The sequence below is a fragment of the Escherichia sp. TW14182 genome (genome assembly GCF_000208525.1).
GTDB lineage: Bacteria > Pseudomonadota > Gammaproteobacteria > Enterobacterales > Enterobacteriaceae > Escherichia > Escherichia ruysiae.
The window spans coordinates 12964-29058 of the sequence record NZ_AEJZ01000028.1; the positions used below are offsets into that span (position 1 = coordinate 12964).

General features: G+C 50.6%; 12 protein-coding genes. 10 read left to right on the plus strand and 2 right to left on the minus strand.

Annotation, left to right across the window (positions count from 1 at the left end):
- The first annotated feature begins 9 nt into the window (after nt 1-9).
- The 5 genes from relA to queE all read left to right on the plus strand — a co-directional run bounded on the left by relA (nt 10) and on the right by queE (nt 7187).
- Nucleotides 10-2244 (plus strand): GTP diphosphokinase, encoded by a 2235-nt coding sequence (gene relA / locus EQY_RS0103160; protein WP_000226850.1) that lies wholly within the window; start codon nt 10-12, stop codon nt 2242-2244.
- A gap of 95 nt (nt 2245-2339) precedes the next feature.
- Nucleotides 2340-3131 carry a nucleoside triphosphate pyrophosphohydrolase gene (gene mazG / locus EQY_RS0103165; protein ID WP_001071625.1) on the plus strand — a complete coding sequence of 264 codons (792 nt, stop codon included), beginning with the start codon at nt 2340-2342 and terminating at the stop codon, nt 3129-3131.
- A 227-nt stretch (nt 3132-3358) separates the two neighbouring features.
- Complete coding sequence (pyrG, locus tag EQY_RS0103170; protein ID WP_000210857.1) at nt 3359-4996, plus strand: glutamine hydrolyzing CTP synthase; 1638 nt, start codon at nt 3359-3361, stop codon at nt 4994-4996.
- An 87-nt stretch (nt 4997-5083) separates the two neighbouring features.
- Entirely contained in the window at nt 5084-6382 is a 1299-nt protein-coding gene (gene eno / locus EQY_RS0103175; protein WP_000036723.1) for a phosphopyruvate hydratase, read from the plus strand.
- Between the two features lie 133 nt (nt 6383-6515).
- Nucleotides 6516-7187, plus strand: coding sequence for a 7-carboxy-7-deazaguanine synthase QueE (queE, locus tag EQY_RS0103180; protein ID WP_001199980.1), 672 nt, complete (start codon nt 6516-6518; stop codon nt 7185-7187).
- A gap of 414 nt (nt 7188-7601) precedes the next feature.
- Here queE and EQY_RS0103185 read toward each other — a convergent pair whose 3' ends face one another.
- Entirely contained in the window at nt 7602-9080 is a 1479-nt protein-coding gene (locus EQY_RS0103185; protein ID WP_000039716.1) for an FGGY-family carbohydrate kinase, read from the minus strand.
- 26 nt (nt 9081-9106) lie between these two features.
- Nucleotides 9107-10384 carry an MFS transporter gene (locus tag EQY_RS0103190; protein WP_001164539.1) on the minus strand — a complete coding sequence of 426 codons (1278 nt, stop codon included), beginning with the start codon at nt 10382-10384 and terminating at the stop codon, nt 9107-9109.
- Between the two features lie 318 nt (nt 10385-10702).
- On the opposite strand from EQY_RS0103190, the gene EQY_RS0103195 reads away from it, so the two are divergent.
- The 5 genes from EQY_RS0103195 to EQY_RS0103215 all read left to right on the plus strand — a co-directional run bounded on the left by EQY_RS0103195 (nt 10703) and on the right by EQY_RS0103215 (nt 16056).
- Nucleotides 10703-11488, plus strand: a complete 786-nt coding sequence (locus EQY_RS0103195; RefSeq protein WP_000021316.1) for an SDR family oxidoreductase — start codon at nt 10703-10705, stop codon at nt 11486-11488.
- 68 nt (nt 11489-11556) lie between these two features.
- Nucleotides 11557-13011: an FAD-binding oxidoreductase gene (locus EQY_RS0103200; protein WP_000059330.1), complete on the plus strand. Its 1455-nt coding sequence runs from the start codon at nt 11557-11559 to the stop codon at nt 13009-13011.
- A gap of 93 nt (nt 13012-13104) precedes the next feature.
- Nucleotides 13105-14442: an MFS transporter gene (locus EQY_RS0103205; RefSeq protein WP_001098112.1), complete on the plus strand. Its 1338-nt coding sequence runs from the start codon at nt 13105-13107 to the stop codon at nt 14440-14442.
- Nucleotides 14420-15199 carry an adenine nucleotide alpha hydrolase family protein gene (locus tag EQY_RS0103210; RefSeq protein ID WP_024212381.1) on the plus strand — a complete coding sequence of 260 codons (780 nt, stop codon included), beginning with the start codon at nt 14420-14422 and terminating at the stop codon, nt 15197-15199. The genes EQY_RS0103205 and EQY_RS0103210 overlap by 23 nt, the downstream gene beginning before the upstream one ends.
- Nucleotides 15196-16056, plus strand: a complete 861-nt coding sequence (locus EQY_RS0103215) for an electron transfer flavoprotein subunit alpha/FixB family protein (protein ID WP_001017362.1) — start codon at nt 15196-15198, stop codon at nt 16054-16056. Before EQY_RS0103210 ends, EQY_RS0103215 begins: the two co-directional genes overlap by 4 nt.
- Nucleotides 16057-16095 lie beyond the last annotated feature (39 nt).

Sequence of the window (16095 nt, forward strand, 5' to 3'; positions counted from 1 at the left end):
GAGAGGACGATGGTTGCGGTAAGAAGTGCACATATCAATAAGGCTGGTGAATTTGATCCGCAAAAATGGATCGCAAGTCTGGGTATTACCAGCCAGAAGTCGTGTGAGTGCTTAGCCGAAACCTGGGCGTATTGTCTGCAGCAGACGCAGGGGCATCCGGATGCCAGTCTGCTATTGTGGCGTGGTGTTGAGATGGTGGAGATCCTCTCGACATTAAGTATGGACATTGACACGCTGCGGGCGGCGCTGCTGTTCCCTCTGGCGGATGCCAACGTAGTCAGCGAAGATGTGCTGCGTGAGAGCGTCGGTAAGTCGGTCGTGAATCTCATTCACGGTGTGCGTGATATGGCGGCGATCCGCCAGCTGAAAGCGACGCACACCGATTCTGTTTCCTCTGAACAGGTCGATAACGTTCGCCGGATGTTATTGGCGATGGTCGATGATTTTCGCTGCGTGGTCATCAAACTGGCAGAGCGTATTGCTCATCTGCGCGAAGTAAAAGACGCGCCGGAAGATGAACGCGTACTGGCGGCAAAAGAGTGCACCAATATCTACGCGCCGCTGGCGAACCGTCTCGGGATCGGGCAACTGAAATGGGAGCTGGAAGATTACTGCTTCCGTTATCTCCACCCGACCGAATACAAACGCATTGCAAAACTGCTGCATGAACGCCGCCTCGACCGTGAACACTACATCGAAGAGTTTGTCGGTCATCTGCGCGCTGAGATGAAAGCTGAAGGCGTTAAAGCTGAAGTGTATGGTCGTCCGAAACACATCTACAGCATCTGGCGCAAAATGCAGAAAAAGAATCTCGCCTTTGATGAGCTGTTTGATGTGCGTGCAGTACGTATTGTCGCCGAGCGTTTACAGGACTGCTACGCCGCGTTGGGGATAGTGCACACTCACTATCGCCATCTGCCGGATGAGTTCGACGATTACGTCGCGAACCCGAAACCGAACGGTTATCAGTCTATTCACACCGTGGTGCTGGGGCCGGGCGGTAAAACCGTTGAGATCCAAATCCGCACCAAACAGATGCATGAAGATGCAGAACTGGGCGTTGCTGCGCACTGGAAATACAAAGAAGGCGCGGCTACTGGCGGCGCACGTTCGGGACATGAAGACCGGATTGCCTGGCTGCGTAAACTGATTGCGTGGCAGGAAGAGATGGCCGATTCCGGCGAAATGCTCGACGAAGTACGCAGCCAGGTCTTTGACGACCGGGTGTACGTCTTTACGCCGAAAGGTGATGTGGTTGATTTACCTGCGGGATCAACGCCGCTGGACTTCGCTTACCACATCCACAGTGATGTCGGACACCGCTGCATCGGGGCAAAAATTGGCGGGCGCATCGTGCCGTTCACCTACCAGTTGCAGATGGGCGACCAGATCGAAATTATCACCCAGAAACAGCCGAACCCCAGCCGTGACTGGTTAAACCCAAACCTCGGTTACGTCACAACCAGCCGTGGGCGTTCGAAAATTCACGCCTGGTTCCGTAAACAGGATCGTGACAAAAACATTCTGGCTGGGCGGCAAATCCTTGACGACGAGCTGGAACATCTGGGGATCAGCCTGAAAGAAGCAGAAAAACACCTGCTGCCGCGTTACAACTTCAATGATGTTGATGAGTTGCTGGCGGCGATTGGCGGCGGGGATATCCGTCTCAATCAGATGGTGAACTTCCTGCAATCGCAATTTAATAAGCCGAGTGCCGAAGAGCAGGATGCCGCCGCGCTGAAGCAACTTCAGCAAAAAAGCTATACGCCGCAAAACCGCAGTAAAGATAACGGTCGCGTGGTGGTAGAAGGTGTCGGCAACCTGATGCACCACATCGCGCGCTGCTGCCAGCCGATTCCTGGCGATGAGATTGTCGGCTTTATTACCCAAGGACGTGGTATTTCAGTACACCGCGCCGATTGCGAACAACTGGCGGAACTGCGCTCTCATGCGCCAGAACGTATTGTTGATGCGGTATGGGGCGAGAGCTACTCCGCCGGATATTCGCTGGTGGTCCGCGTGGTGGCTAATGATCGTAGTGGGTTGTTACGTGATATCACGACCATTCTCGCCAATGAGAAAGTGAACGTGCTTGGCGTTGCCAGCCGTAGCGACACCAAACAGCAACTGGCGACCATCGACATGACCATTGAGATTTATAACCTGCAGGTGCTGGGGCGCGTGCTGGGTAAGCTCAATCAGGTGCCGGACGTTATCGACGCGCGTCGGTTGCACGGGAATTAATCTTACATAGCTGGATATGGCGTCAGCCGTATCCAGCGATATCTTTTACTCGAAGGTATTACACCTGACAGACCCGCAATTTTCAGGACATTCCAATGAATCAAATCGACCGTTTGCTCACTATTATGCAGCGTCTTCGCGACCCGGATAACGGCTGCCCGTGGGATAAAGAGCAGACATTCGCCTCTATTGCACCTTATACCCTTGAAGAAACCTACGAAGTGCTGGATGCCATTGCCCGCGAAGATTTTGACGATCTGCGCGGTGAACTCGGCGATCTGCTGTTCCAGGTGGTGTTTTACGCGCAAATGGCCCAGGAAGAAGGGCGCTTTGACTTTAATGATATTTGCGCTGCGATTAGCGATAAATTAGAGCGTCGCCATCCACATGTTTTTGCCGACAGTTCTGCCGAAAACAGCAGTGAAGTGCTTGCCCGTTGGGAGCAAATAAAAACTGAAGAACGCGCACAGAAAGCGCAGCATTCGGCGCTGGACGATATTCCTCGTAGTTTACCGGCCTTAATGCGTGCGCAAAAAATCCAGAAACGTTGCGCCAACGTTGGCTTCGACTGGACAACACTTGGCCCCGTGGTCGATAAAGTCTACGAAGAGATCGACGAGGTGATGTACGAGGCGCGGCAGGCTGTTGTCGACCAGGCTAAACTGGAGGAAGAAATGGGTGACCTGCTGTTTGCTACGGTCAACCTGGCTCGCCATTTAGGGACAAAAGCGGAAATTGCATTGCAAAAAGCAAACGAAAAATTCGAGCGTCGTTTTCGCGAAGTGGAGCGTATTGTTGCCGCGCGTGGACTGGAAATGACAGGTGTTGACCTCGAAACAATGGAAGAAGTCTGGCAACAGGTAAAACGGCAGGAAATTGATCTCTAAGGGAATTACGCGGTCAAGCGCGATTTGTGTCATTTTTTAAATGACAAGCGATTGATTTGCGTCAAAAACATTTACCCCAAAGGGGCTATTTTCTCACTCCTGATTTCAATAGTGCGCTGGCGAAGAGGAGGGATAATGAAAGTTTGTGGCACAGGTCATGTTCGGGTATACTGCTTTCCCGTCCTGGTTATTCCATCGTCTTTTCAACCTAACTTCTCAGGTTCAGCATGACAACGAACTATATTTTTGTGACCGGCGGGGTCGTATCCTCTCTGGGTAAAGGCATTGCCGCAGCCTCCCTCGCAGCCATTCTTGAAGCCCGTGGCCTCAATGTGACCATCATGAAACTGGATCCGTACATCAACGTCGATCCAGGTACTATGAGCCCAATCCAACACGGGGAAGTGTTCGTTACTGAAGACGGCGCTGAAACCGACCTGGACCTGGGGCACTACGAGCGTTTCATTCGTACCAAAATGAGCCGCCGTAACAACTTCACCACGGGTCGTATCTACTCTGACGTTCTGCGTAAAGAACGCCGTGGCGACTACCTTGGCGCAACCGTACAGGTTATCCCGCACATTACTAACGCTATCAAAGAACGCGTTCTTGCCGGTGGCGAAGGCCACGACGTGGTTCTGGTCGAAATCGGCGGTACTGTAGGTGATATTGAATCTCTGCCGTTCCTCGAAGCGATTCGCCAGTTGGCTGTTGAAATTGGCCGCGAACATACTCTGTTTATGCACCTGACGCTGGTGCCGTACATGGCAGCGTCTGGTGAAGTCAAAACTAAACCGACTCAGCACTCTGTAAAAGAGCTGCTCTCTATCGGTATCCAGCCTGATATCCTGATTTGTCGTTCAGATCGCGCCGTACCGGCAAACGAACGTGCGAAGATTGCATTGTTCTGTAATGTTCCGGAAAAAGCGGTTATTTCTCTGAAAGACGTCGATTCCATCTATAAAATTCCGGGCCTGTTGAAATCTCAGGGGCTGGACGATTATATTTGTAAACGATTCAGCTTGAACTGCCCGGAAGCGGATCTGTCCGAATGGGAACAGGTTATCTTTGAAGAAGCGAATCCGGTGAGTGAAGTCACCATCGGTATGGTCGGTAAGTACATCGAACTGCCGGACGCTTACAAATCCGTGATTGAAGCACTGAAACACGGTGGGCTGAAGAATCGTGTCAGCGTCAACATCAAACTGATCGATTCACAAGATGTTGAAACGCGCGGTGTTGAAATCCTTAAAGGTCTGGACGCGATCCTCGTACCTGGCGGTTTCGGCTATCGTGGCGTAGAAGGCATGATTACTACCGCACGCTTTGCGCGTGAGAACAATATTCCTTATCTGGGCATTTGCCTGGGTATGCAGGTGGCGTTAATTGATTACGCTCGACATGTTGCCAACATGGAGAACGCCAACTCTACGGAATTTGTGCCAGACTGTAAGTACCCGGTTGTGGCGCTGATTACCGAGTGGCGTGATGAAAACGGCAACGTTGAAGTTCGTAGCGAGAAGAGCGATCTCGGTGGCACCATGCGTCTCGGCGCACAGCAGTGCCAGTTGGTTGACGATAGCCTGGTTCGCCAGCTGTACAATGCGCCGACAATTGTTGAGCGTCATCGTCACCGTTACGAAGTCAACAACATGCTGTTGAAACAGATTGAAGATGCAGGTCTGCGCGTTGCGGGCCGTTCCGGGGATGATCAGTTGGTCGAGATCATCGAAGTTCCGAATCACCCGTGGTTCGTGGCTTGTCAGTTCCATCCGGAGTTTACTTCTACTCCACGTGATGGCCACCCGCTGTTTGCCGGCTTTGTGAAAGCCGCCAGCGAGTTCCAGAAACGTCAGGCGAAGTAAGTAAAAAAGTTAGAACGGCAACGCGTACCCAGGGTACGCGTTGTTTGTCTGGAGTTTTAGTTTAACTAGTGACTTGAGGAAACCCTAATGTCCAAAATCGTAAAAATCATCGGTCGTGAAATCATCGACTCCCGTGGTAACCCGACTGTTGAAGCCGAAGTACACCTGGAGGGTGGTTTCGTCGGTATGGCAGCTGCTCCGTCAGGTGCTTCTACTGGTTCCCGTGAAGCACTGGAACTGCGCGATGGCGACAAATCCCGTTTCCTGGGCAAAGGCGTAACCAAAGCTGTTGCTGCGGTAAACGGCCCGATCGCTCAGGCGCTGATTGGCAAAGATGCTAAAGATCAGGCTGGCATTGACAAGATCATGATCGACCTGGACGGCACCGAAAACAAATCCAAATTCGGCGCGAACGCAATCCTGGCTGTATCTCTGGCTAACGCCAAAGCTGCTGCAGCTGCTAAAGGTATGCCGCTGTACGAGCACATCGCTGAACTGAACGGCACTCCGGGCAAATACTCTATGCCGGTTCCGATGATGAACATCATCAACGGTGGTGAGCACGCTGACAACAACGTTGATATCCAGGAATTCATGATTCAGCCGGTTGGCGCGAAAACTGTGAAAGAAGCCATCCGCATGGGTTCTGAAGTTTTCCATCACCTGGCAAAAGTTCTGAAAGCGAAAGGCATGAACACTGCTGTTGGTGACGAAGGTGGCTATGCGCCGAACCTGGGTTCCAACGCTGAAGCTCTGGCTGTTATCGCTGAAGCTGTTAAAGCTGCTGGTTATGAACTGGGCAAAGACATCACTCTGGCGATGGACTGCGCAGCTTCTGAATTCTACAAAGACGGTAAATACGTTCTGGCTGGCGAAGGCAACAAAGCGTTCACCTCTGAAGAATTTACTCACTTCCTGGAAGAACTGACCAAACAGTACCCGATCGTTTCTATCGAAGACGGTCTGGACGAATCTGACTGGGACGGTTTCGCATACCAGACCAAAGTTCTGGGCGACAAAATCCAGCTGGTTGGTGACGACCTGTTCGTAACCAACACCAAGATCCTGAAAGAAGGTATCGAAAAAGGCATCGCTAACTCCATCCTGATCAAATTCAACCAGATCGGTTCTCTGACCGAAACTCTGGCTGCAATCAAGATGGCGAAAGACGCTGGCTACACTGCAGTTATCTCTCACCGTTCTGGTGAAACTGAAGACGCTACCATCGCTGACCTGGCTGTTGGTACTGCTGCAGGCCAGATCAAAACCGGTTCTATGAGCCGTTCTGACCGTGTTGCTAAATACAACCAGCTGATTCGTATTGAAGAAGCTCTGGGCGAAAAAGCACCGTACAACGGTCGTAAAGAGATCAAAGGCCAGGCATAAGTCTGACTTAGCATCTTAATAAAAAACCCGCTTCGGCGGGTTTTTTTACGTCCATTTATAGCACAGCCGCTGCGCATGACCGGGCGGGGGAAATCTGCAATAATTAACAATTATCCACTTTACAGAGAATGCTATGCAGTACCCGATTAACGAGATGTTCCAGACCCTGCAAGGTGAGGGTTACTTTACCGGCGTCCCCGCCATTTTTATTCGTTTACAGGGATGCCCGGTCGGCTGTGCCTGGTGTGATACCAAACACACATGGGAAAAACTTGAGGATCGGGAAGTTTCTCTTTTTAGCATTTTGGCGAAAACCAAAGAGAGTGATAAGTGGGGGGCTGCGAGCAGCGAAGATTTGTTAGCGGTCATTAGTCGTCAGGGGTATACCGCGCGTCACGTGGTGATTACTGGTGGTGAACCTTGCATTCATGATTTGCTGCCATTGACTGACCTGCTCGAAAAGAATGGTTTTAGCTGCCAGATCGAAACCAGCGGCACTCATGAAGTGCGTTGCACACCGAATACCTGGGTTACCGTGTCGCCAAAGCTGAACATGCGCGGCGGCTATGAAGTGTTGTCTCAGGCGCTGGAACGAGCTAATGAAATTAAACATCCGGTTGGGCGCGTACGGGATATTGAAGCACTGGATGAATTGTTGGCGACGCTGACCGATGATAAACCGCGAGTCATTGCCCTTCAGCCGATTAGTCAGAAAGAAGATGCCACGCGTTTATGTATCGATACCTGCATTGCGCGGAACTGGCGTTTGTCGATGCAAACGCATAAATATTTGAATATTGCCTGACTAAACATTTATAAGCGTTATAAATGGGTGGAACCTGTAAAAGAATTCCACTCATTTATATTCTTTGTCGCCTCTGAAAAACCTCCATTTTGCTTATCCTGGACTAATCATTGCCATTCTCTACAAATTCTGTGGCGTTAATTTTTCGCTGGTGTGAAAATTATTGCGGTGAAGTTTGGCAGATTTTAGTTTTTATAGATTTATTTTAAATATTTACCTTTTCAGTCAATGGATTAAGTGCTCTTTAACATAGTAGATGTGTTGTTTGTGTGATCCTGTAAAGTTGGTAGATTGTGACTGGCTTAAAAAATCATTAATTAATAATAGGTTATGTTTAGAGAGTTCCCCGCGTCAGCGGGGATAAACCTTTCAGTAGGGTTCAGCCCGGGCAGTTTCCCGCCCGGTCTTCCTTACTTACGCATTCGACCAGCTCTGGATCGAATCCGCACTCCCCAGCTCACCATGCATCACTTCATACGATTTTTTCAAAATCACATCTGTGTGTTTGGTTAGGTCTTTGAAAATGCCTTTATTCATCGCGTCGTAGCGTTTGGCATTGCACTCAACAGGCATAAAGATATCTTTCACGCGAACCATTTTGTCGACTGCCGTTGCGTAATCCGGATACAGACCCAGACCTACCGCCGTATTGATTGCTGCTCCCAAACTTGCACAGCCGTTAATGGCGTTACGCCGTGCCGGAAGGTTGAACACGTCGGCAAAAATTTGCATAAACAGATCGCTGTTCGAACCGCCGCCAGTAATGATCACATGTTTGGCAAATTGATTCATTTCATTACACATATTGTCGTAATTATTCTTCAGCGTCAGCGCCACGCTTTCCAGAATCGAACGATATATCCATGCGTAGTCCATGCTGGAATCAAAGCCGATCATAATCCCGCGTTTATACGGTTCCCACGGGTTGGTCAGCCAGTCCAGCACCGTCATCAGTCCGTTACAACCCGGTGGTACGCAAGACGCCTTTTTGTTGAGCAAATCCTCCGGCGACAGATTCTGCGCTTTGGCATCCTGAATTAACGACTCGCCCAACATGTCGCGTAGCCAGCTCACCGTCCACATACCTTTGCGAATACCGTAACCTTCATACAGCAACGTTTGCGGAATAGAAGACATAATCGGCCAGTACGCTACCGGATCTTTCGGCAGTGCTTTGCCGTTCATCATCAACGCAATGTAGGTGCCTAATGAAATCACTGCCGTTTCATCGTCCAGTAACCCGGCACCTAGTGCTTCTACCGGTTTATCACTGGTGGTACACACCACCGGCAGCCCGGCCGGGAAATGTGTAGCCAGTGCAGCTTGTGGTGTTATATGCCCAAGCACGGTGCCCGGCATTTGCACATCAAACAGCATTTGGCGAGGGATATTAAACTTCTCCATCACTGCGGCATCTTCGCCCCATGCCCAGGTTTTATAATCCACTGGCCACTGACCAAAATAGTTAGCGATATTGTCTTTAAACTCGCCCGTTAAACGGTGCGTCAGGTAGCCCGAAAAAGAGGTGACATACGCCACGTCAGGATTAGTGTGTTCGTAGGGACGCGTTACGCGTGCATCCTGCCAGCTAATCAACGGCGCGGCTGGCGTACCATCGGCTTTCAATAACGCACGGCAGCAACGGATTGATCCCAGACCAATGCCAACAATATCTTCTTTATTTCCGGCAAACTGGCTCATCAAATCGTGACCGGCAAAACATAATGATGCCCATAAATCATCGTCAGGATGTTCTGCGGTATCGGCATCCGGCGTGTGCATCGGCTGTAATAAGCCTTTGCCTTCGCAAACCACGTTACCTTCCAGATCGTACATCACCACTTTTGTGCTCTGACTTCCGCCATCAATCCCTATGATGTATTTTTTCGACATGATTTTTCTCCTGTAATTTTTCTGGCTTACTTGCTGTTAGCCATTGCGGGGGCGCTATCAGCAGTACGAATTTTTTGGAACAGCAAAAAGGTAAAGACGATCACCATGCCGAGCGCCGCCATGCCCATCAGCCACATATTGCGGTAGGCTTCTGCTGCGGGCAGAGTGTCTTGCCAGTGACCGATAATTGGGTAAACGAAGACATCCGGCAGGAATCCAATCACTGAACAAATACCCACCGTGGTGCCCATAATGTAAGACGGTGTTCTCGCTTCACCGGGGCAGGCCCAGTACAACCCACGTGAGGCGTAGCAGGTGAATCCCAGCAGTAAAATCAGGCCAATCCCCATCGCGACCGATTGCGGGTTAGAGTTGGTGACGAGCAGGGCAGTCAGCGCCAGCAAACCGATTACGGAAAGGATTTGGATCACGCGGGTAGGAGATTTCACTTTGCTGTAGGTGGTGATAATGCCGCCAAGCGGGCCGCACAGCGCGCGGAAGATTTTATTGATCACAATCCCCATGTAGCTCGCCGCCACCAGCGACATGCCATACATTTCGGTCAGATAGTTGGTGGAGTAACTCAGAATGGCGTAGATGGTGAAGACGCCAAAAATCACCATGCTGCAATACCAGGTTGTGCTGATGCGCAAAACGGCCAGGATGTCGCTAAGCTGGAATGACTGTTTTTCTTCGTTATTGGTACTACGCAGGCTATTGTTATCACTAACAAAAAACCAGCACAAGATGCCCAGCAGAATGTAAACCACACTGTAGATGATAATGACCGTTTTCAGGCTGGCACTGTCATCCGGTGCGAAGCGGGAAAAGACCCACATGGTAAACACCGCCAGCGACATTACGCCGACGCCGCGCAGCCCTTCCATCCAGCCCATGATCTTCCCTTGCTCGCTATGATCGCCAAGCAATGAGGCGGCTTTTATCGATACCGACCACAGCATTAAAATCGTCGTTATCGCAAACGCGACCTGGATACAAAGCATTACCCATAATGGTGGATATGTTGCCATTATCAGGCCTAATAATCCGGTAATGATCATCGCGGAAGTAATCATTTTGCGGTGTGAAAATTTATCGGCAATAACGCCGCTGGGGGCATAAAGAATAATAGCCGCAATACCAAAGGTACTCATTATTAAACCTATCTCGGTATTGCTGAATCCCATAAATTTCGCCATGGGAATTTGGTAAATATAACGTAAATAAGCCAGATCGAAACTAACGCCGCCGCTAAAACTGATTATCGCGAGGGTTATCCAACGGCGATATGAGTTGTGTTGCATATCGTATTCCCATTTGTAATAGACAAAAAAAAGAGAAAAGTAAGCCGCCCTTTCAGGAGGATTACTTTTCTCAGGTCTCTAGTAATTGCGATAAGAAATAACATGGAAAGCAGAGGTGTTGTGTGAGAGTAATCACGATTCTACTTTTTAAAAACATTTGACAATACAAATAGCACACTGTGATTATGATCACATAAGCGATTATGTCCTTATGCTAAAAATTATTCCCAGTTACCAGAGATAATGAGAAAGGTAACTTCCCTCTCGCGGGGGAAGTTACCTTTCTTTTTTTTTGCCTTACGGAAATTGGAGCTAACTATGTCAATCGAATCTCTCAATGCGTTCTCAATGGATTTTTTCTCCCTGAAAGGTAAAACGGCAATTGTTACCGGCGGGAATAGCGGGTTAGGCCAGGCATTTGCGATGGCACTGGCAAAAGCAGGTGCAAATATCTTTATTCCAAGCTTCGTCAAAGATAATGGCGAAACGAAGGAAATTATTGAAAAACAGGGCGTTGAAGTTGATTTTATGCAGGTGGATATCACCGCAGAAGGCGCGCCACAGAAGATCATCGCCGCCTGTTGTGAGCGTTTTGGCACCGTCGATATTCTGGTCAATAACGCAGGTATTTGTAAGCTGAATAAGGTGCTGGACTTCGGTCGTGCTGACTGGGACCCGATGATTGATGTGAACCTGACAGCCGCTTTTGAGCTGAGTTACGAAGCGGCAAAAATTATGATCCCGCAAAAAAGCGGTAAAATCATTAATATCTGTTCATTGTTTTCTTACCTGGGCGGGCAATGGTCGCCAGCATATTCTGCCACTAAACACGCCCTTGCCGGATTCACCAAAGCTTATTGTGATGAACTAGGTCAATATAATATTCAGGTAAATGGTATTGCCCCTGGCTATTATGCAACAGATATTACGCTGGCGACACGCAGTAATCCAGAAACTAATCAGCGTGTTCTTGACCATATTCCGGCAAACCGTTGGGGTGATACTCAGGATTTAATGGGGGCAGCAATATTCCTCGCAAGTCCTGCATCGAATTATGTCAATGGACATTTATTAGTGGTTGATGGCGGTTATTTAGTGCGCTAATCCATAACGGTGGTTTCTGTTTTTTTTATTAATGACTATTCCATTTTTATTATTAGGAAGGAATTATTATGTCTTTATCTCGCGCAGCGATTGTCGACCAGCTAAAGGAAATTGTTGGAACAGATCGCGTTATTACCGATGGAACTGTATTAAAGAAAAATAGCATTGACCGTTTTCGTAAATTTCCGGATATTCATGGTATTTATACTTTGCCTATTCCGGCAGCGGTCGTAAAACTCGGTTCCACAGAACAAGTATCCCGTGTGCTGAATTTTATGAATGCGCACAAAATTAACGGTGTGCCGCGTACCGGGGCTTCCGCCACCGAAGGTGGACTGGAAACCGTAGTGGAAAACTCGGTGGTGCTCGATGGCTCCGCCATGAATCAAATCATTAATATTGATATTGAGAATATGCAGGCGACGGCGCAATGTGGCGTTCCGCTGGAAGTGCTGGAAAACGCGTTGCGTGAAAAAGGCTACACCACCGGTCACTCTCCGCAGTCAAAACCGCTGGCGCAGATGGGCGGCCTGGTGGCGACTCGCAGTATCGGACAGTTCTCCACACTCTACGGCGCTATTGAGGATATGGTCGTTGGTCTGGAAGCGGTACTGGCAGATGGCACCGTGACACGCATTAAAAACGTGCCACGCCGCGCGGCTGGCCCGGACATTCGTCACATCATCATCGGCAACGAAGGTGCACTGTGCTATATCACTGAAGTGACAGTGAAAATCTTCAAATTCACGCCAGAAAACAACCTCTTCTACGGCTATATCCTGGAAGACATGAAAACCGGCTTCAACATCCTGCGCGAAATCATGGTGGAAGGGTATCGTCCGTCGATTGCTCGTCTGTATGACGCTGAAGATGGCACCCAACACTTCACGCATTTTGCCGACGGAAAATGTGTGCTGATCTTTATGGCTGAGGGCAATCCTCGCATTGCGAAGGCGACGGGCGAAGGGATTGCGGAAATCGTTGCTCGCTATCCGCAATGCCGGCGCGTGGACAGCAAGCTGATCGAAACCTGGTTTAATCACCTGAACTGGGGACCGGATAAAGTGGCTGCCGAACGTGTGCAGATTCTCAAAACCGGCAACATGGGCTTTACCACCGAAGTGTCCGGCTGCTGGAGCTGCATTCACGAAATTTACGAAAGCGTCATCAACCGTATTCGTACCGAGTTCCCACACGCCGACGACATCACCATGCTGGGCGGTCACTCCTCTCACAGCTACCAGAACGGCACCAACATGTACTTCGTTTACGACTACAACGTTGTTGACTGTAAGCCGGAAGAGGAAATCGACAAGTACCATAATCCGCTCAACAAAATTATCTGCGAAGAAACCATTCGCCTCGGTGGTTCGATGGTGCACCACCACGGTATCGGTAAACATCGCGTTCACTGGAGCAAACTGGAGCACGGCAGCGCGTGGGCGTTGCTGGAAGGGCTGAAAAAGCAGTTCGATCCTAATGGCATTATGAACACGGGTACTATCTATCCGATTGAAAAATAATGTGTCAGGCAGCGTTCCGCGATGACGGTGCGTTGCCTTTTCGGCTTCTCAGGCGAGAAGCCGTTCTTATTACCGGACAATGAAGGGGTAAAGATGAACACTTCACCGGTGCGAATGGATGATTTACCGCTTAACCGTTTTCACTGTCGAATTGCTGCGCTCACTTTCGGCGCACACCTGACCGACGGTTATGTTCTTGGCGTCATTGGTTACGCCATTATTCAGCTTACGCCCGCCATGCAACTGACGCCGTTTATGGCGGGAATGATCGGCGGCTCGGCGTTACTTGGTTTGTTTCTTGGCAGCCTGGTTTTGGGGTGGATCTCCGACCATATCGGGCGGCAAAAAATCTTCACCTTCAGTTTTATGCTGATTACGCTCGCTTCGTTTTTACAATATTTTGCCACTACGCCAGAGCATCTTATTGGGCTGCGCATTTTGATCGGCATTGGTCTGGGAGGCGACTATTCAGTAGGCCACACGTTGCTGGCAGAATTTTCCCCGCGCCGCCATCGCGGTATTTTGCTGGGGGCGTTCAGCGTGGTATGGACGGTGGGCTACGTGCTGGCAAGTCTTGCCGGACATCACTTTATTAGCGAAAGCCCGGAAGCCTGGCGCTGGCTGCTGGCTTCTGCGGCGTTGCCAGCCTTGCTGATTACGCTTTTACGCTGGGGAACGCCGGAATCGCCGCGCTGGTTGCTGCGTCAGGGACGTTTTGCAGAAGCTCACGCTATCGTACATCGCTATTTTGGTTCCCATGTTTTACTGGGCGATGAAGTCGCAACGGCGACCCATAAACACATCAGAACTTTGTTCTCTTCGCGCTACTGGCGACGCACGGTGTTTAACAGCGTGTTCTTTGTCTGCCTCGTGATCCCGTGGTTTGTGATTTACACCTGGCTGCCGACTATCGCCCAGACTATTGGTCTGGAAGATGCGCTGACTGCCAGCTTGATGCTCAATGCGTTGTTAATTGTTGGCGCGATATTAGGTTTATTCCTGACCCACCTGCTGGCACATCGAAAATTTTTACTTGGCAGTTTTCTGCTGCTGGCGGTCACGTTGATGGTGATGGCCTGTTTGCCTTCTGGCAGTTCGCTAACGTTGCTGCTTTTTGTCCTCTTCAGCACCACCATTTCGGCGGTCAGTAATCTGGTGGGCATTTTGCCAGCAGAAAGTTTTCCTACTGACATTCGCTCGTTGGGCGTTGGTTTTGCCACCGCCATGAGCCGACTTGGCGCGGCGGTAAGTACTGGCCTGCTGCCGTGGATTCTGGCGCAGTGGGGAATGCAGGTCACCTTATTGCTCCTGGCGGCAGTGTTATTGATTGGTTTTATCGTGACCTGGCTTTGGGCGCCAGAAACCAAAGCTCTCCCGCTGGTGGCGGCGGGAAATGTTGGAGGTGCAAATGAACATTCTGTTAGCGTTTAAAGCCGAACCGGATGCCGGAATGCTGGCGGAAAAAGAGTGGCAGGCGGCGGCTCAGGGTAATAGCGGACCGGATGTTTCGCTTCTGCGAAGTTTACTCGGTGCTGATGAACAGGCTGCCGCCGCGCTGCTGTTGGCGCAGAGAAAAAACGGTACGTCGATGTCTTTAACCGCGTTGAGCATGGGGGATGAACGGGCGTTGCACTGGCTGCGCTATCTCATGGCTCTTGGGTTTGAGGAAGCTGTATTGCTGGAGACGGCGGCAATACTGCGTTTTGCGCCGGAATTTGTCGCTCGCCATATTGCCGAATGGCAGCGTCAGAATCCGCTGGATCTGATAATTACTGGCTGCCAAAGCAGCGAAGGTCAGAACGGGCAAACGCCGTTTTTGCTGGCGGAAATACTGGCCTGGCCCTGTTTCACGCAGGTGGAGCGTTTTACTCTCGACGCGCCGTTTATCACTCTCGAACAGCGTACTGAAAACGGGCTGCGTTGTTGCCGTGTCCGCTTACCTGCGGTGATTGCCGTGCGTCAGTGTGGCGAAGTGGCCTTGCCTGTACCGGGGATGCGCCAGCGTATGGCGGCGGGGAAAGCGGAGATTACCCGCGAAACTCTTGTCGCAGAAGCGCCAGCGATACAGTGCCTGCAACTGGAAAGACCGGAGCAACGGCGCGGTGCGACGCTGGTTAATGGGCAAACAGCTAAAGAAAAAGCACAAATACTGTGGCGGGATTATTTGTGCCAGAGGATGCAGCTATGAATATCGCCATCGTGACAATCAATCAGGATCATTCCGCAATGGCAGGCTGGCTGGCAGAACAGGATTTCAGCGGTTGTACACTGACGCACTGGCGAATTGAACCTCAGCCCGTAGTGGCGGAACAAGTGCTGGATGCGCTGGTGGAACAGTGGCAGCGAACGCCTGCGGAAGTTGTTCTCTTTCCGTCGGGCGCGTTTGGCGATGAACTGGCTACCCGGCTGGCCTGGCGTGTACATGGTGCCAGTATCTGCCAGGTAACTTCGTTAGATATTCCAGCCGTAAGCGTGCGCAAATCCCACTGGGGAAATGCGCTGACGGCGACGCTGCAAACAGAAAAACGTCCGCTATGTCTTTCTCTGGCGCGCCAGGCTGGAGCAGCGAAAAACGCTATGTTGCCATCTGGTATGCAGCAACTAAACATTGTCCCCGGCGCACTTCCAGACTGGTTTGTTAGCATCGAAAACCTGAAAAATACTACCCGTGACCCATTAGTAGAAGCCAGACGGGTGCTGGTGGTGGGGCAGGGTGGCGAGGCTGATAGCCATGAAATCGCTATGCTGGCTGAAAAGCTGGGCGCCGAAGTGGGCTACAGTCGGGCGCGAGTGATGAACGGTGGTTTTGATGCGGAAAAAGTGATTGGAATTTCCGGGCATTTGCTGGCGCCAGAGATTTGCATTGTTGCCGGGGCGTCCGGCGCGGCAGCGTTAATGGCAGGCGTGCGTAATAGCCAGTTTGTGGTGGCTGTGAATCATGACGCCAGCGCGGCGGTATTTTCACAGGCAGATGTTGGCGTGGTAGATGACTGGAAAGCGGTACTGGAGGCGCTGGTGACAAATATTCGCGCAGAGTGCCAATAACGTACTGCCGGATGCGGTTCTGGGGCAGGGACTTGTAGG

Excerpts from the sequence above, each read along its gene's own strand:
- relA (WP_000226850.1), top strand. The coding sequence starts at position 10 with ATGGTTGCGGTAAGAAGTGCACATATCAATAAGGCTGGTGAATTTGAT.
- mazG (WP_001071625.1), top strand. The coding sequence starts at position 2,340 with ATGAATCAAATCGACCGTTTGCTCACTATTATGCAGCGTCTTCGCGAC.
- pyrG (WP_000210857.1), top strand. The coding sequence starts at position 3,359 with ATGACAACGAACTATATTTTTGTGACCGGCGGGGTCGTATCCTCTCTG.
- eno (WP_000036723.1), top strand. The coding sequence starts at position 5,084 with ATGTCCAAAATCGTAAAAATCATCGGTCGTGAAATCATCGACTCCCGT.
- queE (WP_001199980.1), top strand. The coding sequence starts at position 6,516 with ATGCAGTACCCGATTAACGAGATGTTCCAGACCCTGCAAGGTGAGGGT.
- EQY_RS0103185 (WP_000039716.1), bottom strand. The coding sequence starts at position 9,080 with ATGTCGAAAAAATACATCATAGGGATTGATGGCGGAAGTCAGAGCACA.
- EQY_RS0103190 (WP_001164539.1), bottom strand. The coding sequence starts at position 10,384 with ATGCAACACAACTCATATCGCCGTTGGATAACCCTCGCGATAATCAGT.
- EQY_RS0103195 (WP_000021316.1), top strand. The coding sequence starts at position 10,703 with ATGTCAATCGAATCTCTCAATGCGTTCTCAATGGATTTTTTCTCCCTG.
- EQY_RS0103200 (WP_000059330.1), top strand. The coding sequence starts at position 11,557 with ATGTCTTTATCTCGCGCAGCGATTGTCGACCAGCTAAAGGAAATTGTT.
- EQY_RS0103205 (WP_001098112.1), top strand. The coding sequence starts at position 13,105 with ATGAACACTTCACCGGTGCGAATGGATGATTTACCGCTTAACCGTTTT.
- EQY_RS0103210 (WP_024212381.1), top strand. The coding sequence starts at position 14,420 with ATGAACATTCTGTTAGCGTTTAAAGCCGAACCGGATGCCGGAATGCTG.
- EQY_RS0103215 (WP_001017362.1), top strand. The coding sequence starts at position 15,196 with ATGAATATCGCCATCGTGACAATCAATCAGGATCATTCCGCAATGGCA.